This window comes from Geobacillus jurassicus NBRC 107829, assembly GCF_001544315.1.
GTDB classification, from domain to species: domain Bacteria; phylum Bacillota; class Bacilli; order Bacillales; family Anoxybacillaceae; genus Geobacillus; species Geobacillus jurassicus.
This window is the reverse complement of sequence record NZ_BCQG01000056.1, coordinates 1-21937: the sequence shown is the minus strand read 5'-3', so window position 1 is coordinate 21937 and position 21937 is coordinate 1. Positions and strand designations below refer to the sequence as shown.

The window sequence follows — 21937 nt, the reverse complement described above, 5'->3', positions numbered from 1 at the left end:
CTTGGAGCGAGCGGATGAACGCGCTGTTTTTGATCGAAGATTTGCAGATGAAGGCGATGCTGTCGGAGATGGAGCAGCTGTACCGCTCTGATCGGGTGACGAAAGGAGAGGTGGCGAAACTATTGGCCATTTTCGCCAAATTCGATTATAGCCCGGTTATCTCGTATGTGCTTGAACCGAAATATGAGTTAACAGAGTTTTCGTATCGGGTCATTTTCGGTCATATGAGCGAGCGGCTGCTCCGACGGTTAAAAAAGCGGTTCGCTGAGCTGCCGCCGGCGGGAAAATACGCGTTTATCGATATGATCGGCATCCGCCGCCGAGAGGAACGGTTGTTTTTGCTCGAGCAATTGGCGTCGGAAGAGTTGGAAATTCGCGTTCGTGCGCTCAAGGCGATGTCAGAAATCGGCATACCGCTTGAAGCGCCAAAGCTTGAGCGCTACTTGTGCTCGCCGCATTGGCAAGAGCGGCTGATGGCTGCCCGCCTCGCCGGAAAATGCCGTGAAGAGCGGCTGCTTCCATTGCTGTATGAGCGGCTGGCTGACCGTTCATTTGCCGTTCGTTCGGAAGCGGCTGCTGCCATCGCGCGCCTGCCAGGCGGCCGGGCAGTGCTGCACAAAGCGGCGCGCACAGCGGTGGACCGTTATGCCCGTGACATAGCGAAACAATGGCTTGGGGAGGAGGGGTGATGGTGGAAGTGTGGCAAGCGTTCCTATTGGCCATCGGACATGTCGTGCTCGTTTATATGGCTGTCGTTCTCGCTTTTTATGCGTTTTTGCTTGTTGCCGCGTTCTTTCATTTGCGCCGCACTCATCGCCTTGACGATTGGGAACCGTATGAAGAATTGCTTGATGCCAGCTATGCGAAGCCGGTATCGATCCTCGTTCCAGCTTATAATGAGGAAGCGGGCATTGTCGGCTCGGTTCGCTCACTGCTAGCCATCGAATACCCGCAGTATGAAGTGATCGTCATTAATGACGGGTCAACTGACAAGACGCTTGAGCGGCTGATCGATCATTTCCGTCTGCAACCGGTCTATCGCATCATTCGCCGCCAACTGGAGGCAAAGGACATCAAAGCGGTTTACCGCTCGCCGGATTATCCACATTTATTTGTTCTTGATAAAGAAAAAGGCGGAAAAGCCGACGCGTTGAACGCCGGGATCAACGCTGCTCGTTATCCATACATTTGTTCTATTGATGGCGATTCTGTCCTTGAGCGGCGCGCGTTTTTGAAAGTGATGAAACCGATGCTTGAATCCGACGGAGAAGTCATCGCCTCTGGGGGGAGTGTCCGGATCGCCAACGGCTGTCGGATTGAACGCGGGGAAATCGTCAAAGTCGGATTGTCGCCGCGGCCACTCGTCATTATGCAGACGATTGAATATTTGCGCGCGTTTTTGCTCGGCCGCCTCGGCTTAAGCCGCCATAACTTGCTGTTGATCGTTTCCGGGGCGTTCGGCGTCTTTTCCAAACCTTGGGTGATCGAAGCGGGCGGATATGCCGATACTGCTGGCGAGGATATGGAACTCGTCGTGCGCCTGCATCGGCTGGCGCGAGAAAAGAGCGAAGCGAAAAAAATCATTTATATTCCTGACCCGGTTTGTTGGACAGAAGCGCCGGAAACGTATAGCGATTTGCGCCGGCAGCGGCGGCGCTGGCATCGCGGGCTGCTTGAGAGCTTATGGATGCATCGGTCGATGCTGTTCAACCCGAAATACGGTTCGATCGGCCTTCTTTCGCTGCCGTATTTTTGGTTCATTGAGCTTCTCGGACCGGTCGTTGAATTGATCGGCTATATCGTGGTTGTTTTTTCATTGTTTCTCGGGAGCATGTACGTGGAGTTTGCTCTTCTGTTGCTGACGGTTTCTGTGTTGTACGGTTCGTTTTTGTCGGCCGCCGCCGTCTTGCTTGAAGAATGGACAGAGCGGAAGTTCCCAAACGTATCTGATTTGGTGAGGCTTTTTTTCTTCTCGCTGACCGAGACGTTTTGGTACCGCCCGCTTACCGCTTGGTGGCGGTGCGAAGGGGTGATCGACGCCATTCGCCGAAAAAAGCAATGGGGGAGCATAAAGCGAAAAGGAGTGTCAGCATAACCGGCAGAACATCAACCAATCGCTTGTTTTCGATCAGCGAAAAGGGGGCTAGAAGGCCGGTCATGTAACAGAAAACTCACATTTCGCACCATGAATAAAAATTCAAAATAAGCCTGATTTTAGCGAATAAAAATTAGTTATTTTACAATATTTGTATAAAAATTTATTTTTATGCGAATATTTGAGTTATTTTTTTGTATATTATGCAAAGGTTGCGAAATATGAGAGAAAATGCGCCCAACCATGGCATTTTTCAAATTGAGAAACTTTTAAATATTGTTCTTCTCTTTACTCGAGAACCATCGGTTTAAGAGAAATGGTTGTTTTTCACCGGCTTTCTAGGGCGGCTTTCAGCATTTTCAGGCGAGGAGACCACCACTTCAACGACTGAAAGGAGTAAGTGGGGGAGAGGCGAGAGAAAAGATGCAGGTTAAATAAAGAAGCAAAAAAGGCGTCGGCGCGGCTCTCCCCGCCGCCAAGCCGATCAAAGCGCTAGAGCCGCCCAAGGGGCAGCTGATGAATTCAAGGCGAAAAAGCAAGGTGGAAGGCGGCGCCCGCCTAATAGCGGTCGCCGAGCCGTCTAAATACCGGCCTTGTCAGCTGTTTCGGACTTTGTTCCGGTTTTTCCTTCAGTCCGGTGTAGGCGATGAGAATGGCTTTGGCCTCCGACAGCGGCATCCGAGCTGGAGGGTTGCGGTACGAATCATTGAGAGCGCCGAGGTGCGGAAGGGCGGCGAAATCTTGTTTCGTCGGGGGAATGTGAAAATAGTAATCGCCGACGGCGACGAGCACGTCGGATTGCTGTTGACTGTATTTCGGATTGCGGGAAAAATGGAGGCCGACTTTTTTCGCCTTGCCCTCTTCAAGCAGCTTTTCGATCGCTTTTTTCTTCAAAAGATAAAGAAACGAAGGATTCAATGCTGTCTTAGCATGGCGGTTGACGGTAAAAATCGCTTTGGCAATATTGTCGACCGTCAATTGCACCGGTTTCATCGGCATGTCTCCTTTTTTCTTTCTATTATAACATAGAAAGATAACATAGGAAGCGGCATTGTTGCTAGTTTGTCCCGCTTCTAACTAGGAGCAAGCGAAAAAACGGTCAACTCCGGCGGGGCGAGAAATCGCAGCGGCACCCGCGTCGTGCCAAGGCCGCGGTTGACGTACAACAAGAGCCCGCCGACGTGGTAAAATCCTTCGTAATACCGCTCAGACAGCGGCGGCGTGATGAGCGGCCCGATAAACGGCAACTGAATTTGCCCTCCGTGGCTATGGCCGGACAACTGAACGTGAATGGAGAAGCGGCGCGTCTCAAGGGCGCCGTCCGGCTCATGAACGAGGGCGATTGTATATGTCGCCGGCGGAATGCCGCGAGTCATTTTCGACCAGTCCGGCTGCCCGAGCATCATATCATCGCTGCCGGCGATGGCGATCGCGTCGTGGCCGCGGCGGACGAGCACATGCTCGTTGACGAGGACGCGGAAGCCAGCCCGTTCCATCAATCGGCGGTAAATGTTCGTCCCGTAGCCGCCGTGATCATGATTTCCGTAAATGCTAAACTTTCCGAGCGGAGCGCGGATGCCGGCCAACGCCTCAGCGACTGTTTCAGTGTGCGGATACCGGTTCGCCTCATGAAGCAAATCGCCGGTGAAGACGACAAGATCGGGCCCAAGTTCGTTGATGCGGCCGATGACGCGGTAAAAGCGTTCTAAGCCGTAATAATGGCCGAGATGGAGATCGCTGAACTGCAGCAGCTTGACACCGGCAAACGACTTTGGGATCAACGGATGCGACAGCGTATGGTGCGTCACGGTCAGCTCGGCCGGCTCAATCCAGAGGGTGTAGCCGGAGGCGGCCGCCGTCGCCAGCGCCGCTCTGAAACTCGTGCGCGCCAGCTTTTTCAAAAAGGCGCGCCGGCTTAGTTTGGTTGTTTCGATATGATGCATCGTTTCGCCGTCCTTTCACAAGCAGCTTTATTATAACGAAAAGAGGAAGAAAAGGACAATAGAAGCATAATACTATTCGAATATTCCGGTATTTTATAGTATGATAAAAATGAATGAATCATCAGTCATAAGGGGGAGAAATGAATGAACGGAAAAGTGATCATTGTGACCGGCGGGTCGAGCGGAATGGGGAAATATATGGCGAAGCGGTTTGTCGCCGAGGGGGCGAACGTCGTTATTACCGGACGGCGGGCTGAGGCGCTTGAAGAGGCAAAGCGGGAAATCGCCACGCCAGAAGGGGGACAAGTGCTTACGGTTCCGATGGATGTGCGCAACCCGGAACAGGTGGCGCACATGGTGGAGCGGGCTGACGCAGAGTTCGGCCGCATCGATGCTCTCGTCAACAATGCGGCTGGCAATTTTATTTGTCCGGCGGAAAAACTGTCGATCAACGGCTGGAACAGCGTTATTAACATCGTGTTAAACGGCACGTTTTACTGCAGCCGGGAAGTCGGCAACTATTGGATTCAGCGCGGCCTAAAAGGGAACATCATCAACATCGTTGCGACATACGCCTGGCATGCCGGCGCCGGGGTCATTCATTCTGCAAGCGCGAAGGCTGGAGTGCTGGCGATGACGCGCACGCTGGCGGTCGAATGGGGAAAAAAATACGGGTTTCGCGTCAACGCCATCGCTCCGGGGCCGATCGAGCGCACGGGCGGGGCGGAGCGCCTCTGGGAGTCGGAAGAAGCGGAGCGGATGACGATCGAGAGCGTGCCGCTCGGACGGCTTGGAACGCCGGAAGAAATCGCGGCGGTCGCTTCGTTTTTGCTTTCGGATGAAGCCGCTTACATTAACGGCGCTTGCATCACAGTCGACGGCGGCCAATGGCTGAACCGGCGGCCGTTTTAGCCCCATTTGCCGTAAAGCAAGAGGCGTCCTCATTCAAAAAGGATTGCAGGCATTGTCTTTTTCTTTGCCGCGCATCGCATCATGCATGGAGGCCTTTGTCGCGAGCGGATTCCCTGTTGGCAGGGGAGCCGCTTTTTTTTGCGCCGGGGACAGTTGGACAATTATGCTATAATAAAGGCAAAGAGGGTCGACAAGAATGAGGTGAGCGCGATGGATGCATTAGACGTTATGGCCAATTTGCCGCAAGTCGTTCCGTACTATCAGCCGATTTTCAGCGCCGATGAGCATGGAGTCGTCGGCTATGAAGTGCTCGGACGGTTTCAAACGGAAACAGGGCCGGTCAGCCTTGGGCCGTTTTTTCATGATGAAACGATTCCGGAAGAGTTTCGCATCGAAGTGGATGATGTGATCACGAAAAAGGCGCTTGATTATTTTCTATCGCTAGCCGATCAAACGCTGCTCATTTTTCTAAACCGCGACGCCAACTTGCTGATGCTCGACCGCGGCGAATCGTTTTTGCAGTTGCTTCTTTCCTATGCAGCAAAAGGGTTGGCGCTTGGCCGCATCGTTTTGGAAATCAACGAGCAGCATTTCAAAGGCGACGTCGATCAGCTCAGTCATTTATTGACGTACCTCCGTACATACGGCATAAAAGTGGCGGTTGACAACATCGCCGAACATAGCATTCATCTTGAACGAATCGGCGTCTTGTCGCCTGACATTTTAAAAATTGATTTGCATGAGCTGCGGAAGACGTCCGTTCACCAGGCATACCAGGAAATCGTTCACTCGATTTCGCTGTTGGCGCGCAAAATCGGAGCAACGCTCCTATATGAGGACATCGAAACGTCGTTTCAACTTCAGTATGCTTGGCGGCATGGCGGCCGCTATTATCAAGGGTATTATTTGGCGAAACCGGCGCCCGAGGTCGTGCCGCGCGATTTGTTGAAGGATTTGCTCCGCCAAGAATGCCATCGTTTCATCCAGCAGGAGAAGAAAAAGCTTGAAACGCTGTATCAAATTTCCGAACAGTTTCAGCAGCGAATCAGCGCACTGCTTGGCAAATACAAAAAAGCTGCCAATTTTAACGAGCTCATTTCGATGCTGGCCGCTGAGCTCGATGACGTTTGCTTCCGCATTTATGTTTGCGACGAGGACGGCTTCCAGCAGTCGGGCAATATGTTCAAGCGCGGCGGCCGGTGGGAGCTCCAGCCGCAATATTATATGAAAAACTGGAGCTGGCGCCCGTATTTTTTGGAAAACATTATTCGCATGCGTTCGCGTCGGAGAGGGATTTTGTCCGATTTATACACGGACATTGAAACCGGGGAAACGATCCGGACGTATTCGTACCCGATTGATGAGCGCCATTACTTGTTTATCGATTTGTCCTACAGCTATTTGTTTGAGCATGACGCCCATTATTGATCGTATAAAATCGCCTCATTGCGGCAAAGTAAACATGAGGTGAAACTTATGGCGCAATTGACTTTTGTCTTATCGGTCCTCTCGGCGTTCATCGCGGTCATTGGATTCATTTACACAGTCCGCCTTGGCCGCCAGCAGCGCTGGCAAGGAGAGCTTGATGGACCGATTCCAAAAACGGTCGGAGAGCACGCCTATTTGCGCAACCCGGTGTTGCTCGCTTATATACTCGCCGTCTTGCTCTCCATTTTGGCCATCGGCTACTTGGCGCTTCGCTATTATTGAACGGAAGGTGTCCCAAAAGGGGCGGGACACCTTTTCTTACTGCTGTATATATGCAGCAAACACGATCAAAAACCATATATGGTGCCCCGCTTAGTTAGGAGAAAACAGCCTTTTGAGACAGTCTCTTTTGGCTGCCTAGAAATGACGGTTTTTTCCACGACTTTTTTCCTTTGCCGGCGAATATATATGGAAGCGGAAGAGGCAAAGGGGGAATGAAGATGGCGAAGCGGCTGCCGCCAAGGCTGTCGGACGAGGAAGCGGCGTTATTGCTTGACGTTTTGTTCAGTCAGCACTATGCGCTCGAGCTCGTCCGCTCCGAGCTGGCGGATATCGAAAACGGAGACAAGGCGGCCGATGAACACCGGTACCGGCAGCTTTTGCGCTTATACGACCGCCTTTTGACTGAAAGAGAATAAAAGTGACGGAATGCTATCGCAGGAAGCGATAGTCTTTTTTATGATATGATACCAAGTGGAGAGGAGAAGATGCAGAAGAAAGGCGGAGCATCAGCATGACATGGGAACACAATGAATTCGTGCAAATGACGGTCAAGCCATTTCTGATTCCGGCGGATAAAGTGGCGCATGTGCAGCCGGGAAATTATTTGGACCATGCGCTGCTCGTCCTGACAAAAACCGGCTATTCGGCGATCCCAGTGTTGGACACGTCTTATAAGCTCCACGGGCTCATCAGCATGACCATGATTATGGATGCGATTTTGGGATTGGAGCGCATCGAATTTGAACGGCTCGAGACGATGAAGGTCGAAGAAGTGATGAACCGAAACATTCCGCGCCTGCGGCTTGACGACAGCCTGATGAAGGCCATCGGGCTGATTGTCAACCATCCGTTCGTCTGCGTGGAAAACGGAGACGGTTATTTTGAAGGGATTTTTACCCGCCGCGAAATATTGAAGCGATTGAATAAACAGCTGCGGAGGCCTAATGGCGGCCGGAAACCAGGCCGAAAAGAAGCTGAACAATGAGCAGAAAAGTAATCGTGTGCAATAACAAGCGCAGCTGGCTTTGTTTCAGTTTTTGTGCGACTCGCACCGATACTTGGGCGCCGATCAATGATCCAATCGCTAAGAACGGAGCGATATGCCAGTTCACATGGCCACTGTATAGATAAGACGCCAGTGCGCCGAAGCAGCTGATGAACGTTTGGAATCTTGTCAGCGTCATGGCGGATAAGTAATCCATGCCGGCGCGCAAATAAGCGTACATGAGCATCGTGGCTTGGCCTGGACCAAACATGCCGTCATAGACGCTGCATCCGCATGTCAATGTGTCATTGGCAACTGGGTGGACAAGTGAAGTGTTGGGCGGCATGTATGAAAATCGATTCCACATAGGGATTGTTCGGGGCAAACCAAACTGGAATGGGATGGCCATTCGGTTATTCGCCGATCAGTTCTATTTAGTTGACCGAGAAATTTGGTCTCTCGATCAGCTGATCCATGCGGACCGGCCGTTTATTCAATTTAAAAGCGATTCGACGTATTCGCTGCATATTCAACAATGGTGGCATGAGCGATTTCGAACGATGCCAGTGCGAACTGTGATGGTCGATCAAATCGAAACATGTAAACAGCTCGCTTATCACGGAGTTGGCTATGCGATTTTGCCAGAAATGGCTTTAGATGATCGGGAGCAACATCGCGTTCATCTAATTCCGTTAAAGAATAAACATGGTGAATGGATGACGAGGGATACATGGCTGATCAGTTCGGAAACAGCATGGTCTCTTCCGCAAGTACAGTCCTTTTGGAAAGTATTGCGGCAATTCTCCCCTCTCTCCTGAGAAACGTTCGTCTTCTAAGCGAAGCGAAAGCGGAGAAAGGGTCCATTGATGAAATGTTGCTTGTCACCATGCTCCCTATTTTGCTAAAGTAAAGAAGAATAGAGATGCAAAGGAGGGTGCTGCCTATGAAGATGATGGACGCCAATGAAATCATTTCATTCATTCAAAACAGCAAAAAAACGACACCGGTCAAAGTATACATAAAAGGGGATCTCGAAGGCATCGATTTCGGCCCAAGCGCCAAAACATTTATCACGGGCAACGCCGGTGTCGTGTTTGGCGAATGGCAAGACATTCAAGCAGCAATCGAAGCGAATCAAGACAAAATCGAGGACTATGTCGTCGAAAACGACCGCCGCAACTCGGCCATTCCGCTCTTGGACTTAAAAGGCATTAAAGCGCGCATCGAGCCGGGCGCCATTATCCGCGACCATGTCGAAATCGGCGACAACGCCGTCATTATGATGGGGGCGGTCATCAACATCGGCGCCGTCGTTGGCGAAGGGACGATGATCGACATGAACGCCGTGCTTGGCGGACGGGCGACGGTCGGGAAAAACTGCCATATTGGTGCCGGAGCGGTGTTGGCAGGCGTGATTGAGCCGCCATCAGCCAAGCCGGTTGTCATCGAAGATGATGTACTCGTCGGGGCGAATGCCGTCATTTTGGAAGGAGTCACGGTCGGCAAAGGAGCGGTTGTCGCCGCCGGCGCGGTCGTCGTGGAAGATGTGCCTCCGTATACGGTCGTGGCCGGCGTGCCGGCGCGCGTCATTAAGCAAATCGATGAGCAGACGCGGGCGAAAACTGAGATTAAGCAGGAGCTTCGCCAATTATAATCACGCTAGAAAGCTGTCCTTTCATCGGGCAGCTTTTTTGCCAAATGGAGGAGAGAGAGGATGGGGACGATCAGTCCATTTGTCGCCATTCGCCGCGACTTGCATCAAATTCCGGAGCTTGGGTTTCAAGAGTTGAAAACGCAGCAATATTTGCTTGACTACATCCGATCGTTGCCGCAAGAGCGGCTTCAAGTTCGGACATGGAAAACCGGCATTTTCGTCAAAGTCAACGGAACGGCGCCGCGCAAAACGATCGGCTACCGTGCTGATATGGACGGGCTGCCGATTCGCGAAGAGACCGGATTGCCGTACCGGTCGAAGCACGAAGGGCAAATGCACGCGTGCGGCCATGATGTCCATATGAGCATTGCCCTTGGCGTGCTCACCCATTTTGCCCATCATCCACCGAAAGACGACTTGCTGTTTGTGTTCCAGCCGGCCGAGGAAGGGCCGGGCGGAGCAAAGCCGATGTTGGAAAGCGACATCATGCGGGAATGGAAGCCGGATATGATCGTCGCCTTGCATATTGCACCGGAATATCCGGTCGGCACGATCGCAACGAAAGAAGGGTTGCTGTTTGCCAATACGTCCGAGTTGTTTATCGACCTGAAGGGGAAAGGCGGTCATGCGGCGTTTCCGCATTTGGCCAACGACATGGTCGTCGCCGCCTGCGCGCTTGTCACCCAGCTCCAATCGATTGTCGCCCGCAACGTCGATCCGCTGGATAGCGCGGTCATTACGATCGGAAAAATTGTCGGCGGAACGGTGCAAAACGTCATCGCAGAGCACGCTCGACTGGAAGGGACGATTCGGACGCTCTCCACCGCGGCGATGCAGGCGGTGAAGCGGCGGATTGAAGCGATGGTGCGTGGCATTGAAGTCGCGTACGAATGTGAAGCAACTATCGATTACGGCGCCATGTACCATCAAGTGTACAACGATCCGGAGCTGACAGCGGAATTTATGAAGTTTGCCGAGACGCACGGCGGCGTGAACGTCATCCGCTGTAAAGAGGCGATGACTGGAGAAGATTTCGGCTACATGTTGGCAGAAATCCCAGGTTTTATGTTTTGGCTTGGCGTCGCCTCGTCGTATGGGCTGCACCATGCGAAGCTGGCCCCGGATGAAGCGGCGATCGACTGCGCGATCGCTTTTTTGATCGACTATTTTTCCTGGAAAGGGAATTCGGAAGTATAGTTCCACCTCCGTCAAGGCACATTATGTGTGAGGAGGTGGAGTGGGATGGCAAAAATTGGTGTAGAGCCATCGCTGACCGATGTGCAAGAGGCGTTGAGAGAAAGAGGGTATGACGTTGTGCCGCTCCGCGGGGAGCAAGACGCAAGAGGTTGCGACTGTTGCGTCATTACCGGTCTGGACGCAAACATCGCCGGCATTCACAACACCGTCACGTCTGGTCCGATCATTGAAGCGAGTGGGCTCACCGCAGAAGAGATTTGCCAAAAAGTCGAAGAAAAACTTCGCTGATGATCCAACGTTCGGGCTGTGCGCGCCAGCAGCCCGTTTTTTGCGGAAATGTGGTATAAAGGATAGTAGAAAAAGGAGCGAAGACGGTTTTCGTTCCTTTTCTTTTTTTGCTAAAATAAAGGGGAAGAAACAACGTTTGGCAAACGATGGAGGAATCGTGATGAAAAAGAAACAGTTTGCCGTCATCGGCCTCGGGCGCTTTGGCGGCAGCATTTGCCGCACGCTCAGCGAACAAGGAATGGAAGTATTGGCCATCGACATTGACGAAGACCGGGTGAACGAATTTGCGTCGATCGCTTCGCACGCTGTCGTTGGCGACACGACCGATGAAAACGTGCTGAAAAGTTTAGGCATCCGCAACTTCGACCATGTCATCGTCGCGATCGGGGACAACATCCAGGCGAGCATTTTGACGACGCTTATTTTAAAAGAGCTCGGCGTCAACCATATTACCGTCAAGGCGACAAACGATTACCATGAGAAAGTGCTGAAAAAAATCGGTGCTGACCAAATCGTGCATCCCGAGCGCGACATGGGCGAGCGGATCGCCCATAATTTGATTTCCAACAACGTCCTCGATTATTTGGAGCTGTCGGACAAATACAGCATTGTTGAAATCGTGGCAAGTGAGCGGCTTGACGGCCATTCGCTGTTAGAGCTTGACATCCGCGCCCGCTATGGCATCAACATCGTCGCCATCAAACGCGGAGCGAGCGTCATCGTTTCGCCGCTCGCTTCGGAAATCATCCGCAAAGGCGATGTATTGGTCGTCATCGGTGCTGACAGCGACATTGACCGGTTCGAAGAAAAAGTCGTCGGTTGACGGCTGGCAGGTGGGGAGAGTCTGTGCATCATTATGATGGAAAAAGGGCATCCTTTTGCAAGGACGCCCTTTTTCATTTAGATTTCCATGATGATCGGCAAAATCATCGGCCGTCGTTTCGTCCGTTCGTATAAGAACGGAGCGAGCGTTTCTGTAATTTCGTTTTTGATCTCCGACCATTGATTCGTTTTTCGTTCCAGCACTTTTTCGAGATGTTTCGTGATCAATACTTGCGCTTCGCTGATCAAATCGCCCGACTCGCGCATATAGACGAAGCCGCGGGAGATAATATCGGGGCCGGCAGCGATTTTAAACTCTTTCATGTTGATGCTGACGACGACAATCACGAGCCCTTCTTCGGACAAAATGCGGCGGTCGCGCAAGACGATGTTGCCGATGTCGCCCACGCCGCTGCCGTCGATATAGACGGAACCGGACGGGATCTTGCCGACGATGCGCGCATCGTTTTCACTGATGCCGAGCACTTCGCCATTATCCATAATGAAGCAGTTTTCTTCCGGCACGCCGCAGTCGATGGCGAGCTTGGCGTGCATTTTTTGCATCCGGTATTCGCCGTGGATCGGCATGAAATATTTCGGCTTCATCAGCCGGATCATCAATTTTTGCTCTTCCTGCCCGCCGTGCCCGGACGTATGGATGTCGTTGAGCGGGCCATGGATCACCTCAGCGCCGGCCCGATACAGCATGTTGATCGTCCGGTTGACGCTCACCGTGTTGCCCGGGATCGGCGACGAGGAAAAGACGACCGTATCGCCTGGGATGATTTGAATTTGCCGGTGCGTGCCGTTGGCGATGCGCGACAAAGCGGCCATCGGCTCGCCTTGGCTGCCGGTGCATAAAATGGTCACGCGGTTGGCCGGCAGGCGGTTGATTTCGTTCGCGTCGACGAACGTGCCTTTCGGACATTGAATATAGCCGAGGTCTTGTCCGATCTCGATCGCCGCTTCCATGCTCCGGCCGAAGACGGCGATTTTCCGGTTGTTGGCGACGGCCGCTTCCGTCACTTGTTGGAGACGGTGGATGTTCGACGCGAACGTGGCGAAAATGATGCGACCTTCCACTTTGCGGAAAATATCGTGGATGCTTTCGCCGACGCGCCGCTCCGACATCGTAAAATGCGGAATTTCGCTGTTCGTGCTGTCCGACATGAGGCAAAGCACGCCTTCTTTTCCGATTTCTGCCATTTTTGTCAAATTGGCTGGCTCGCCCACTGGCGTAAAGTCGAATTTAAAGTCCCCGGTGTGGACGATTTGTCCAACCGGTGTTTTGACGACGATGCCGTAGCTGTCCGGAATGCTGTGCGTCGTCCGGAAAAAGGTGACGGCCGTTTTTTGGAAGCGGATGACATCGTCTTCGCGAATTTCAATGAGCTTTGCTTGGCGCAGCAATCCGTGTTCCTCAAGCTTGTTGCGGATGAGCCCAAGCGCCAATTTGCCGCCGTAAATCGGGATGTTCACCTGCCGGAGCAAATACGGAATGCCGCCGATATGGTCTTCGTGACCATGGGTGATAAACAGCCCTTTCACTTTATCCGCATGCTTCACTAAATACGAGTAGTCCGGAATGACGTAATCGATGCCGAGCAGTTCATCTTCTGGGAATTTAATGCCCGCGTCGATGACAATGATTTCGTCTTGGAATTGTACGCCGTATGTATTTTTCCCGATTTCACCCAGTCCGCCGAGGGCAAAAACGCCTACTTGCTGATCAGTTAGCAGCTTCATGATGGAATCTCCAATACTTGAAAGTTAGGGCTTTTCTTTTCGTATTCTAGATGCGCTCCCTCTAACGGCTGAATATACTCAATATTGATCGGACGGTCTTCAAGTTTTCGGCGTACGTCCCGCTCTGATTCTGCTTCGATATAGAGCGTTTTCGTTTTTTCTCTCACGGGCACCTCGTCTGCGTTTTCTTGGTAAAACACTTTGAAAATCATCGCGAAATCTCTCCTTATCGTACAAATCGTTGCTTTATTATTTTATTATATAGGAATGAAACCTTATTTTCATGTGTTTTGTTGCCAAAAAGCAAAAAACCGGCGGGAGATGTGCCGACGATATGCATCATCTTTGACGAATGTTGCCCGCTTTATTTGCTAAAGAGGGAAAGAAGCCCTTCGAGCGGAAGGGCTGTGGTTGTAACGGTCAGGCGATCAATTTTTTCCGGAGCAGATCTTTCCACTGTTGAAGCAGCTTTTTTTTCAGCTTTTTCAACATATTTCATCACTCCTCACTTTTTATTGTACTCATTTTGCGGTGAAAGTAAATGTTCTATTATATATGATATGTAGGCAGGGGCTTGTTTTTCATGGGTAAAAATGGAACAGGTCGTGCCTCTTGGTTGACATTCCGGGCGTTTTTCAGTACGGTAAACAATGAACAACTTTTCAACAAGGGGAAAGTGAACGTGGGAAGAAAAATCGTCTTTTTCGACATCGACGGCACGCTTCTTGATGAGCAAAAGCAACTGCCGCCATCCGCGGTCGAAGCGGTTCGCCGCCTGAAGCAGTCGGGCGTTTATGTCGCCATCGCCACCGGACGCGCTCCGTTTATGTTTGAGCATGTGCGCAAACAGCTTGGCATCGATTCGTTCGTCAGCTTCAACGGTCAGTACGTCGTTTTTGAAGGGAACGTGCTATACAAGCAGCCGCTTCGGCGCGAGAAAGTCAGAGCGCTCACAGAGGAAGCCCACGAAAACGGCCACCCGCTCGTCTTTATGAATGCCGAGGAAATGAGGGCGAGCGTCGGCGACCACCCGCACATCCACGCCAGCATGGGCAGTTTGAAATTTGCCCACCCGCCTGTCGATCCCCTTTATTACGAGAACAAAGACATTTATCAGGCGCTTCTGTTTTGCCGCGCCGAGGAAGAAGAGCTGTATGTGCGCAACTATCCCGAATTTCGCTTCGTCCGCTGGCACGAGGTCTCGACCGATGTGCTGCCGGCAGGGGGCTCGAAGGCGGAAGGCATCCGCATGATGATCGAAAAGCTCGGGATCGATAAGAAGGATGTGTACGCGTTCGGCGACGGATTGAATGACATTGAAATGCTCTCGTTCGTCGGAACCGGGGTGGCGATGGGCAACGCCCATGAGGAAGTGAAAAGGGTCGCCGACTTCGTTACGAAGCCGGTCGATAAGGAAGGCATTTGGTACGGATTGAAACAGCTGCAGCTCATCCGATGAAAAGCGGCCTTGGCCTTTTCGGCTGGGCCGCTCGCCATTTACAGGGGGCTTTTTAGCGCCCGATCGGAATCGCCCCGTCCGGCACTTGAAACGGGTCATCGGGGTTGATGCGGTCATAGAACATAATGCCGTTTAAGTGATCGATTTCATGTTGGAAGACGATGGCCGGCAGCCCTTTCAAGCGCAGTGTGACTTCTTCGCCGTCGATCGTCGTCCCGGTAACAGTGATGCGGGCGTAGCGCGGCACATACCCCGGCACGTCGCGGTCGACCGACAGGCAGCCTTCCCCGGTCGTCAAGTAACATTGCTGGACGGAATGGCTGACGATCTTCGGATTGAATAAGGCGTAGCTGTACAGCGTCCCGTTTTCATCGGTGACATGGACGGCGATCATCCGCTTCGAGACGTTGATTTGCGGGGCGGCAAGGCCAATGCCGGGCCGCAGGCCGTATTTGGCCGCCAGCTCCGGGTCTTGGCTCATTTTCACGTAGTCAAGCAAGCTTTGCAAAATGCGCTTATCCTCTTCCGAAGGCGGCAGCGGAACGGGCTCAGCGACTTTCCGCAGCGTCGGATGCCCCTCTTTGATGATGTCTTTCATCGTGATCATTCGCTTCGTTCACTCCCTAACGTTTGGCATCGCTGTCTACCGTTTAGTCTAACAAAATGAGCATCGATCGTAAATAAAAACACAGCCGCACGGATATATTATTTTAGTATAATAAAAGTAACGAGTTGAATTACAGAAAACGTTTCCATTTCCTTGTCGGGCAATGGCGTGTTTATATTTTGTGAAAATATAATACAGCACTTATACAGATGAGGTGGGATGTAATATAACAGATTGTTAAGGAAATATCCTTCATTCCAATTTCGCCCAAAAATAAAACAAGAAAACACGATAAATCAAAGTCGTTGACGGTTGATCCAAGAACGTGTAAACTAAAACTTGCAAATGTGTATTGTACTAATTTAGTTTTAAAAAACAGTGATACAGGTTTCGACGCCTTTGTTGTTTGGCGTTGGCGCCGGATGGCGGCTGTTTTTTATTTCTCTTTCGTTTTGGGTACATTAATAGTATATGGATGAATGCAGCCTAGTTTCTAAATTTTTGATGAAAGGCAGAGGTGAACAACATGGGTGTGAAAACCTCCCAATTTCGATTCGCGGAGCAGCTCGAGAAAGTGGCCGAGCAGTTCCCGATGTTTCAAATTTTGAATGAAGAAGGCGAAGTCGTCAACGAAAAGGCGATGCCGGAGTTAAGCGATGAGCAGCTGAAAGAGCTGATGCGCCGCATGGTGTATACGCGCATCCTCGACCAGCGCTCCATTTCGTTGAACCGCCAGGGCCGACTCGGGTTTTACGCGCCGACCGCCGGGCAAGAAGCGAGCCAAATCGCCAGCCATTTTGCGCTTGAAAAAGAAGATTTCATTTTGCCGGGATATCGCGACGTTCCGCAAATCATTTGGCACGGGCTTCCGCTCTATCAAGCATTTTTGTTCTCGCGCGGTCATTTCCATGGCAACCAAATTCCCGAAGGCGTCAATGTCTTGCCGCCGCAAATCATCATCGGGGCTCAATACATTCAGGCAGCCGGCGTGGCGCTCGGCTTGAAAATGCGGGGCAAAAAAGCGGTGGCCATTACATACACCGGCGATGGGGGCACATCGCAAGGCGACTTTTACGAAGGGATCAACTTCGCAGGGGCGTTTAAGGCGCCGGCCATCTTTGTCGTGCAAAACAACCGCTTTGCCATCTCTACGCCAGTGGAAAAGCAAACGGTCGCCAAAACATTGGCGCAAAAAGCGGTCGCTGCCGGCATTCCGGGCATTCAAGTCGACGGCATGGATCCGCTTGCGGTCTACGCCGCGGTGAAAGCGGCCCGCGAACGCGCCATTAACGGCGAAGGGCCGACGCTCATCGAAACGCTTTGCTTCCGCTACGGTCCGCATACGATGTCCGGCGACGATCCGACGCGCTATCGTTCGAAGGAACTCGAAAACGAATGGGCGAAAAAAGACCCGCTTGTCCGCTTCCGCAAGTTTTTAGAAGCGAAAGGCTTATGGAGCGAAGAGGAAGAAAACCGAGTCATCGAGCAGGCGAAAGAGGACATCAAGGAAGCGATCAAAAAAGCGGACGAAACGCCGAAACAAAAAGTGACCGACTTAATCAGCATTATGTTCGAAGAGCTGCCGGCGAACTTAAAAGAGCAGTATGAAATTTATAAAGAGAAGGAGTCGAAGTAAGCCATGGCGCAAATGACAATGGTTCAAGCGATCACCGATGCGCTGCGCATCGAGATGAGAAACGATCCGAACGTGCTCGTGTTTGGAGAAGACGTTGGGGTCAACGGCGGCGTATTCCGGGTGACCGAAGGGCTGCAAGCGGAGTTTGGCGAAGAGCGCGTCTTTGACACACCGTTGGCCGAATCAGGGATCGGCGGTTTGGCGATCGGCTTGGCTTTGCAAGGGTTCCGCCCGGTGCCGGAAATTCAGTTTTTCGGGTTCGTCTATGAGGCGATGGATGCGATTTGCGGACAAATGGCGCGCATCCGCTACCGCACTGGCGGCCGCTACCATGTTCCGATTACGATTCGTTCGCCGTTTGGCGGCGGCGTCCATACGCCGGAATTGCACTCAGACAGCTTAGAAGGGCTCGTCGCCCAACAGCCGGGCTTGAAAGTCGTCATCCCGTCGACGCCGTATGATGCGAAAGGACTGCTCATCTCGGCGATCCGCGACAACGATCCGGTGATTTTCCTTGAGCATTTGAAGCTGTACCGCTCGTTCCGCCAAGAGGTGCCGGAAGGAGAGTACACGATTCCGATCGGCAAAGCGGACATTAAGCGCGAAGGGAAAGACATTACGATCATCGCGTACGGGGCCATGGTGCATGAATCGTTAAAAGCGGCGGCAGAATTAGAGAAGGAAGGCATTTCTGCCGAAGTCGTCGACTTGCGCACCGTGCAGCCGCTCGATATTGAGACGATCATTGGTTCGGTCGAAAAAACGGGCCGCGCCATCGTCGTGCAAGAAGCGCAACGGCAGGCCGGCATCGCTGCCAACGTCGTCGCGGAAATTAACGAGCGTGCGATTTTAAGCCTTGAGGCGCCGGTATTGCGCGTCACCGCGCCGGATACCGTCTATCCGTTCGCGCAAGCGGAATCGGTATGGCTGCCGAACTTTAAAGACGTGATCGAGACGGCGAAAAAAGTGATCCATTTCTAATGTGGACAAGTCCGGGGGAGCAAAGCGCCTTCCCCGCTCATTTTCGGCAAACGATAGGAGGTCGACCACAGTGGCATTTGAATTTAAGCTGCCGGACATTGGCGAAGGCATTCACGAAGGCGAGATTGTCAAATGGTTCGTCAAGCCGGGCGATGAAGTGAACGAGGACGACGTGTTGTGCGAAGTGCAAAACGACAAAGCGGTCGTCGAGATCCCGTCTCCGGTCAAAGGAAAAGTGCTTGAGATCCTCGTCCCGGAAGGAACAGTGGCGACGGTCGGGCAAACGCTTATTACGCTCGATGCACCGGGCTATGAAAACATGACGTTTAAAGGGCAGGAGCACGAAGAAGAGGCGAAAAAAGAGGAAAAAGCGGAAACCGTGTCGAAAGAAGAAAACGTTGAGGTCGCTCCGGAAGCGCCGGCGGCGGAAGCCGACCCGAACCGCCGCGTCATCGCGATGCCGTCCGTGCGCAAATATGCGCGTGAAAAAGGCGTCGATATCCGCCTCGTCCAAGGCACAGGGAAAAACGGCCGCATTTTGAAAGAAGATATTGATGCCTTCCTCGCCGGCGGCGCAAAAGCTGCAGCTGCGCCGGCGCCGCAAGCGGCGGAAGAGAAAGCAGCGCCGCAAGCGCCAGCGGCGAAACCGGTTGTGCCGGAAGGCGAATTCCCGGAAACGCGCGAGAAAATGAGCGGCATCCGTCGGGCGATCGCCAAGGCGATGGTGCATTCGAAACATACGGCTCCGCACGTGACGCTCATGGACGAAGTCGATGTGACGAAGCTTGTTGCTCACCGAAAAAAATTCAAGGCCATTGCCGCGGAAAAAGGAATCAAGCTGACGTTCTTGCCGTATGTCGTCAAAGCGCTTGTTTCCGCGCTGCGTGAATATCCGGCGCTGAATACGTCGATCGACGATGCGACGGAGGAAATTATTCATAAGCATTACTACAACATCGGCATCGCCGCTGACACGGACCGCGGTTTGCTCGTGCCGGTCATTAAACATGCCGACCGGAAGCCGATTTTCGCGCTGGCGAAAGAAATCAACGAACTCGCTGAAAAAGCGCGCGAAGGCAAACTGATGCCAAACGAAATGAAAGGCGCATCGTGCACGATCACGAACATCGGCTCGGCCGGCGGGCAATGGTTCACTCCAGTCATCAACCATCCGGAAGTGGCGATTCTTGGCATCGGCCGCATTGCCGAAAAACCGATCGTCCGCGACGGGGAAATTGTCGCCGCTCCGGTGTTGGCTCTTTCGCTCAGCTTCGACCACCGGATGATCGACGGAGCGACGGCGCAAAAAGCGCTCAACCATATCAAACAGCTGTTAAGCGATCCAGAATTATTATTAATGGAGGCGTAAAACGATGGTAGTTGGCGATTTTGCAATTGAAACAGAAACGCTCGTCGTCGGCGCCGGCCCTGGCGGCTATGTCGCCGCCATCCGCGCCGCGCAGCTCGGTCAAAAAGTGACGATTGTGGAAAAAGGAAATTTGGGCGGCGTCTGCTTAAACGTCGGCTGCATCCCGTCCAAGGCGCTCATTTCGGCAAGCCACCGCTACGAGCAGGCGAAACATTCCGAAGAAATGGGCATCAAGGCGGAAAATGTCACCGTCGATTTTTCGAAAGTGCAAGAATGGAAAGCGAGCATCGTCAAAAAGTTGACCGGCGGCGTTGAAGGGCTGCTCAAAGGCAACAAAGTCGACATCGTCAAAGGGGAAGCGTATTTCGTCGACGCCAACACGGTGCGCGTCGTCAACGGCGACAGCGCGCAGACGTATACGTTTAAAAACGCGATTCTCGCCACTGGTTCGCGCCCGATCGAGCTGCCAAACTTCAAGTTTTCCGGCCGCATTCTTGACTCGACCGGCGCACTCAACCTCGGGGAAATCCCGAAGTCGCTTGTCGTCATCGGCGGCGGCTACATCGGCATCGAGCTTGGCACCGCCTACGCCAACTTTGGGGCGAAAGTGACGATTCTTGAAGGGGCCGGTGAGATTTTATCCGGTTTTGAAAAGCAAATGGTGTCTGTCATTAAACGCCGTCTGAAGAACAAAGGGGTCGAAGTCATAACGAACGCGCTTGCGAAAGGAGCCGAAGAGCGTGCAGACGGCGTGACGGTCACGTATGAAGCGAACGGCGAAACGAAAACGATTGACGCCGACTATGTGTTGGTGACGGTCGGCCGCCGGCCGAATACAGATGAGCTCGGCCTCGAACAAATCGGCATCAAAATGAACAACCGCGGCTTGATTGAAGTGGACCAACAATGCCGGACGAGCGTGCCGAATATTTTTGCCATTGGCGATATCGTCCCAGGCCCGGCGCTCGCCCATAAAGCGTCGTATGAAGGAAAAGTGGCGGCGGAAGCCATCGCTGGCCATCCGTCGGTCGTCGATTACATCGCCATTCCGGCGGTCGTCTTCTCCGATCCGGAATGCGCCTCGGTCGGCTATTTTGAGCAGCAGGCGAAAGAGGAAGGCATCGACGTCATTACGGCGAAATTCCCGTTTGCCGCCAACGGTCGCGCTCTGTCGCTCAACGATACGGACGGCTTCTTGAAGCTTGTCGTCCGCAAAGAAGACAACGTCGTCATCGGAGCGCAAATCATCGGCCCGAACGCCTCGGATATGATCGCCGAGCTTGGGCTTGCCATCGAAGCCGGCATGACCGCGGAAGACATCGCGTTGACGATCCATGCCCATCCGACGCTTGGCGAAATCGCTATGGAAGCGGCGGAAGTGGCGCTTGGCACGCCGATTCATATCATTGCGAAGTAAAAACGAAGGTGTCCCGAATACGACGGGGCACCTTTTTCTTGCGGTGCAATAAGCAGGGAACATCATCCAGAAGCAAGATGATTGGCGGAAAAGAAACGAATCTGCGGCGGCAGCTGTATTTCCGCCTGCTGCTGCGCCCGATCAACAGCCTTTTGTTTTAAAGAAATGGCCTAGTTCATTTCTTGTCCAATTTCTCATACTATTTTCCGCTCTCGTTTCATATCGTTATGGTAAAGAAAAGCGGGAGATGGAATCAACATGAAAGCATACGTAGCGTTTTTGCTGCAAATGATGATTTGGAGCAGTTTCTCATTGATCGAGTGGCTGTCAGGAAGGGACCGGCCGTTTTTCCGCGGGCTGATGCTGTGCGTCTTTATGTACATCGCGTTTTTGCTGGCGCGCCGGCTCGGCTTGGCGACGCGCAAGGCAGCGCTGACGACGATTGGGACGGCGGCGGTGTACTTTGCCGGCCAGCATGTCATTTGGCAGGCCGTCCAATAAAAAACAGCGGGCACTCCACCGCTGTTTACGCGCCGCCAAACGCCATCGTCCGGCCGCTGAACAAGTGCAATTCCCCGCCGAGCGTTTTCGCCAGCCATTTGCTGAATTCATTGGCCTTCCCTTTATCCCCATGCGTCGCCCCCGGCGGCAGTGTGACGTCAATGAATGTCTCTTCCCCAGCTGTCCGCACGGAAATCGCCATCCCTTTGTACAAACGGCCGTCGCCTTGCAAGTAGAGAATGGATTCGTGTTCGCGGACCGTATACGGGAAAGCGGCCTGTTCATACGCCCAACCGAGCTGTTCCCCCGTTTTTTTGAGCGCCGTCTGGTAGCGTTCGAGCAGCTGTTTGACGTCCTCGGTTGTCATCGTTTTCCCCGCCGGCAGCTTTAGATAGGTGTTCATGTTTCTCGCCCCTCCCATGATTCGCATTGCGTCTTTATCATTTCTCAACAGAAGACCCCCACTTCCGTTTTGTTCAGGGCATAGCCCAAAAATAAGTGGGAGATGAATGGCAGGAAGTCCAGCCTATATCATCGAATTTTCCGAACAGTGGAGTAGTTCAAATTCATTGTACCATATGTCGCTAGACGATGGGTGGAAAAAAGAGCGATTGG

General features: G+C 52.7%; 26 protein-coding genes. 18 read left to right on the top strand and 8 right to left on the bottom strand.

From position 1 onward, the window contains the following. Positions 1 to 689, top strand: a 689-nt coding sequence (locus tag GJ1_RS14440; protein ID WP_066233830.1) for a HEAT repeat domain-containing protein, incomplete at its 5' end; no start/stop codon positions are given. Continuing rightward, positions 668 to 2095: a glycosyltransferase family 2 protein gene (locus GJ1_RS14435; RefSeq protein WP_373278044.1), complete on the top strand. Its 1428-nt coding sequence runs from the start codon at positions 668 to 670 to the stop codon at positions 2093 to 2095. The genes GJ1_RS14440 and GJ1_RS14435, both read left to right, overlap by 22 nt. A gap of 558 nt (positions 2096 to 2653) precedes the next feature. Here the strand turns inward: GJ1_RS14435 and GJ1_RS14430 are convergent. After that, on the bottom strand, positions 2654 to 3088 hold the full coding sequence (locus tag GJ1_RS14430) for a YkyB family protein (protein WP_066233824.1): 435 nt from the start codon (positions 3086 to 3088) through the stop codon (positions 2654 to 2656). A gap of 80 nt (positions 3089 to 3168) precedes the next feature. Continuing rightward, complete coding sequence (locus GJ1_RS14425) at positions 3169 to 4038, bottom strand: metallophosphoesterase (RefSeq protein ID WP_066233821.1); 870 nt, start codon at positions 4036 to 4038, stop codon at positions 3169 to 3171. Positions 4039 to 4182: 144 nt separating this feature from the next. Between GJ1_RS14425 and fadH the strand changes: the two genes are divergently transcribed. The 5 genes from fadH to cbpB all read left to right on the top strand — a co-directional run bounded on the left by fadH (position 4183) and on the right by cbpB (position 7645). Then, positions 4183 to 4950 carry a 2,4-dienoyl-CoA reductase gene (fadH, locus tag GJ1_RS14420; RefSeq protein ID WP_066233818.1) on the top strand — a complete coding sequence of 256 codons (768 nt, stop codon included), beginning with the start codon at positions 4183 to 4185 and terminating at the stop codon, positions 4948 to 4950. 210 nt (positions 4951 to 5160) lie between these two features. Continuing rightward, the gene (locus GJ1_RS14415; protein ID WP_066233816.1) at positions 5161 to 6378 is read left to right on the top strand and encodes an EAL domain-containing protein; all 1218 of its coding nucleotides are present in this window, start codon (positions 5161 to 5163) and stop codon (positions 6376 to 6378) included. Between the two features lie 48 nt (positions 6379 to 6426). Further along, positions 6427 to 6660 carry a hypothetical protein gene (locus tag GJ1_RS14410; RefSeq protein WP_066233813.1) on the top strand — a complete coding sequence of 78 codons (234 nt, stop codon included), beginning with the start codon at positions 6427 to 6429 and terminating at the stop codon, positions 6658 to 6660. 218 nt (positions 6661 to 6878) lie between these two features. Then, positions 6879 to 7076, top strand: coding sequence for an antirepressor AbbA (gene abbA, locus GJ1_RS14405; RefSeq protein ID WP_066233810.1), 198 nt, complete (start codon positions 6879 to 6881; stop codon positions 7074 to 7076). Positions 7077 to 7171: 95 nt separating this feature from the next. Beyond that, a complete protein-coding gene (cbpB, locus tag GJ1_RS14400; protein ID WP_066233807.1) occupies positions 7172 to 7645 on the top strand; it encodes a cyclic-di-AMP-binding protein CbpB in 474 nt (157 codons plus the stop codon). Here cbpB and GJ1_RS14395 read toward each other — a convergent pair. Then, positions 7602 to 7991, bottom strand: a complete 390-nt coding sequence (locus GJ1_RS14395; protein ID WP_245629405.1) for a sulfite exporter TauE/SafE family protein — start codon at positions 7989 to 7991, stop codon at positions 7602 to 7604. The genes cbpB and GJ1_RS14395 overlap by 44 nt on opposite strands. Between GJ1_RS14395 and GJ1_RS14390 the strand changes: the two genes are divergently transcribed. From GJ1_RS14390 to GJ1_RS14370, 5 genes are all read left to right on the top strand, one after another. Beyond that, a complete protein-coding gene (locus GJ1_RS14390) occupies positions 7990 to 8463 on the top strand; it encodes a substrate-binding domain-containing protein (protein WP_245629406.1) in 474 nt (157 codons plus the stop codon). The two genes, GJ1_RS14395 and GJ1_RS14390, sit on opposite strands and share 2 nt — an antisense overlap. A 125-nt stretch (positions 8464 to 8588) precedes the next feature. Then, the gene (gene dapD / locus GJ1_RS14385; RefSeq protein WP_066233804.1) at positions 8589 to 9299 is read left to right on the top strand and encodes a 2,3,4,5-tetrahydropyridine-2,6-dicarboxylate N-acetyltransferase; all 711 of its coding nucleotides are present in this window, start codon (positions 8589 to 8591) and stop codon (positions 9297 to 9299) included. 60 nt (positions 9300 to 9359) lie between these two features. Further along, complete coding sequence (locus tag GJ1_RS14380; RefSeq protein WP_066233801.1) at positions 9360 to 10496, top strand: N-acetyldiaminopimelate deacetylase; 1137 nt, start codon at positions 9360 to 9362, stop codon at positions 10494 to 10496. Positions 10497 to 10541: 45 nt separating this feature from the next. Then, positions 10542 to 10784, top strand: coding sequence for a YkuS family protein (locus GJ1_RS14375; RefSeq protein ID WP_066233799.1), 243 nt, complete (start codon positions 10542 to 10544; stop codon positions 10782 to 10784). 160 nt (positions 10785 to 10944) lie between these two features. Continuing rightward, positions 10945 to 11607, top strand: coding sequence for a potassium channel family protein (locus GJ1_RS14370; protein ID WP_013145901.1), 663 nt, complete (start codon positions 10945 to 10947; stop codon positions 11605 to 11607). A 77-nt stretch (positions 11608 to 11684) separates the two neighbouring features. On the opposite strand, the gene rnjA is transcribed toward GJ1_RS14370, so the two are convergent. The 3 genes from rnjA to GJ1_RS19305 form a co-directional block, all read right to left on the bottom strand. Then, on the bottom strand, positions 11685 to 13352 hold the full coding sequence (rnjA, locus tag GJ1_RS14365; RefSeq protein WP_066233797.1) for a ribonuclease J1: 1668 nt from the start codon (positions 13350 to 13352) through the stop codon (positions 11685 to 11687). Then, a complete protein-coding gene (locus GJ1_RS14360) occupies positions 13349 to 13564 on the bottom strand; it encodes a DNA-dependent RNA polymerase subunit epsilon (protein ID WP_066233795.1) in 216 nt (71 codons plus the stop codon). Before GJ1_RS14360 ends, rnjA begins: the two co-directional genes overlap by 4 nt. Positions 13565 to 13716: 152 nt before the next feature. Next, the gene (locus GJ1_RS19305; protein WP_281176950.1) at positions 13717 to 13851 is read right to left on the bottom strand and encodes a hypothetical protein; all 135 of its coding nucleotides are present in this window, start codon (positions 13849 to 13851) and stop codon (positions 13717 to 13719) included. A gap of 177 nt (positions 13852 to 14028) precedes the next feature. Here GJ1_RS19305 and GJ1_RS14355 point away from each other — a divergent pair, with 177 nt between their 5' ends. Further along, positions 14029 to 14811 carry a Cof-type HAD-IIB family hydrolase gene (locus GJ1_RS14355; protein WP_083510012.1) on the top strand — a complete coding sequence of 261 codons (783 nt, stop codon included), beginning with the start codon at positions 14029 to 14031 and terminating at the stop codon, positions 14809 to 14811. A 52-nt stretch (positions 14812 to 14863) separates the two neighbouring features. Here GJ1_RS14355 and def read toward each other — a convergent pair whose 3' ends face one another. Next, positions 14864 to 15418, bottom strand: a complete 555-nt coding sequence (gene def, locus GJ1_RS14350; RefSeq protein WP_063330701.1) for a peptide deformylase — start codon at positions 15416 to 15418, stop codon at positions 14864 to 14866. 526 nt (positions 15419 to 15944) lie between these two features. Here def and pdhA point away from each other — a divergent pair. From pdhA to GJ1_RS14325, 5 genes are all read left to right on the top strand, one after another. Further along, positions 15945 to 17054 (top strand): pyruvate dehydrogenase (acetyl-transferring) E1 component subunit alpha, encoded by a 1110-nt coding sequence (gene pdhA / locus GJ1_RS14345; protein ID WP_066233786.1) that lies wholly within the window; start codon positions 15945 to 15947, stop codon positions 17052 to 17054. Positions 17055 to 17057: 3 nt separating this feature from the next. Continuing rightward, positions 17058 to 18035, top strand: a complete 978-nt coding sequence (pdhB, locus tag GJ1_RS14340) for a pyruvate dehydrogenase complex E1 component subunit beta (RefSeq protein WP_066233783.1) — start codon at positions 17058 to 17060, stop codon at positions 18033 to 18035. 70 nt (positions 18036 to 18105) lie between these two features. Continuing rightward, positions 18106 to 19404, top strand: a complete 1299-nt coding sequence (locus tag GJ1_RS14335; protein WP_066233781.1) for a dihydrolipoamide acetyltransferase family protein — start codon at positions 18106 to 18108, stop codon at positions 19402 to 19404. Positions 19405 to 19408: 4 nt separating this feature from the next. Further along, complete coding sequence (lpdA, locus tag GJ1_RS14330) at positions 19409 to 20821, top strand: dihydrolipoyl dehydrogenase (protein ID WP_066233779.1); 1413 nt, start codon at positions 19409 to 19411, stop codon at positions 20819 to 20821. 258 nt (positions 20822 to 21079) lie between these two features. Next, complete coding sequence (locus GJ1_RS14325; protein WP_066233777.1) at positions 21080 to 21322, top strand: hypothetical protein; 243 nt, start codon at positions 21080 to 21082, stop codon at positions 21320 to 21322. 25 nt (positions 21323 to 21347) lie between these two features. Here GJ1_RS14325 and GJ1_RS14320 read toward each other — a convergent pair whose 3' ends face one another. Continuing rightward, positions 21348 to 21725, bottom strand: coding sequence for a DUF1885 family protein (locus GJ1_RS14320; protein WP_066233774.1), 378 nt, complete (start codon positions 21723 to 21725; stop codon positions 21348 to 21350). Between the last annotated feature and the right edge of the window lie 212 nt (positions 21726 to 21937).

Bases quoted from the DNA above. Each gene is read 5' to 3' on its own strand.
- GJ1_RS14435 (WP_373278044.1), top strand. From the start codon at position 668: ATGGCTTGGGGAGGAGGGGTGATGGTGGAAGTGTGGCAAGCGTTCCTA.
- GJ1_RS14430 (WP_066233824.1), bottom strand. From the start codon at position 3,088: ATGAAACCGGTGCAATTGACGGTCGACAATATTGCCAAAGCGATTTTT.
- GJ1_RS14425 (WP_066233821.1), bottom strand. From the start codon at position 4,038: ATGCATCATATCGAAACAACCAAACTAAGCCGGCGCGCCTTTTTGAAA.
- fadH (WP_066233818.1), top strand. From the start codon at position 4,183: ATGAACGGAAAAGTGATCATTGTGACCGGCGGGTCGAGCGGAATGGGG.
- GJ1_RS14415 (WP_066233816.1), top strand. From the start codon at position 5,161: ATGGATGCATTAGACGTTATGGCCAATTTGCCGCAAGTCGTTCCGTAC.
- GJ1_RS14410 (WP_066233813.1), top strand. From the start codon at position 6,427: ATGGCGCAATTGACTTTTGTCTTATCGGTCCTCTCGGCGTTCATCGCG.
- abbA (WP_066233810.1), top strand. From the start codon at position 6,879: ATGGCGAAGCGGCTGCCGCCAAGGCTGTCGGACGAGGAAGCGGCGTTA.
- cbpB (WP_066233807.1), top strand. From the start codon at position 7,172: ATGACATGGGAACACAATGAATTCGTGCAAATGACGGTCAAGCCATTT.
- GJ1_RS14390 (WP_245629406.1), top strand. From the start codon at position 7,990: ATGTATGAAAATCGATTCCACATAGGGATTGTTCGGGGCAAACCAAAC.
- GJ1_RS14395 (WP_245629405.1), bottom strand. From the start codon at position 7,991: ATGCCGCCCAACACTTCACTTGTCCACCCAGTTGCCAATGACACATTG.
- dapD (WP_066233804.1), top strand. From the start codon at position 8,589: ATGAAGATGATGGACGCCAATGAAATCATTTCATTCATTCAAAACAGC.
- GJ1_RS14380 (WP_066233801.1), top strand. From the start codon at position 9,360: ATGGGGACGATCAGTCCATTTGTCGCCATTCGCCGCGACTTGCATCAA.
- GJ1_RS14375 (WP_066233799.1), top strand. From the start codon at position 10,542: ATGGCAAAAATTGGTGTAGAGCCATCGCTGACCGATGTGCAAGAGGCG.
- GJ1_RS14370 (WP_013145901.1), top strand. From the start codon at position 10,945: ATGAAAAAGAAACAGTTTGCCGTCATCGGCCTCGGGCGCTTTGGCGGC.
- rnjA (WP_066233797.1), bottom strand. From the start codon at position 13,352: ATGAAGCTGCTAACTGATCAGCAAGTAGGCGTTTTTGCCCTCGGCGGA.
- GJ1_RS14360 (WP_066233795.1), bottom strand. From the start codon at position 13,564: ATGATTTTCAAAGTGTTTTACCAAGAAAACGCAGACGAGGTGCCCGTG.
- GJ1_RS19305 (WP_281176950.1), bottom strand. From the start codon at position 13,851: ATGAAATATGTTGAAAAAGCTGAAAAAAAAGCTGCTTCAACAGTGGAA.
- def (WP_063330701.1), bottom strand. From the start codon at position 15,418: ATGATCACGATGAAAGACATCATCAAAGAGGGGCATCCGACGCTGCGG.
- pdhA (WP_066233786.1), top strand. From the start codon at position 15,945: ATGGGTGTGAAAACCTCCCAATTTCGATTCGCGGAGCAGCTCGAGAAA.
- pdhB (WP_066233783.1), top strand. From the start codon at position 17,058: ATGGCGCAAATGACAATGGTTCAAGCGATCACCGATGCGCTGCGCATC.
- lpdA (WP_066233779.1), top strand. From the start codon at position 19,409: ATGGTAGTTGGCGATTTTGCAATTGAAACAGAAACGCTCGTCGTCGGC.
- GJ1_RS14325 (WP_066233777.1), top strand. From the start codon at position 21,080: ATGAAAGCATACGTAGCGTTTTTGCTGCAAATGATGATTTGGAGCAGT.
- GJ1_RS14320 (WP_066233774.1), bottom strand. From the start codon at position 21,725: ATGAACACCTATCTAAAGCTGCCGGCGGGGAAAACGATGACAACCGAG.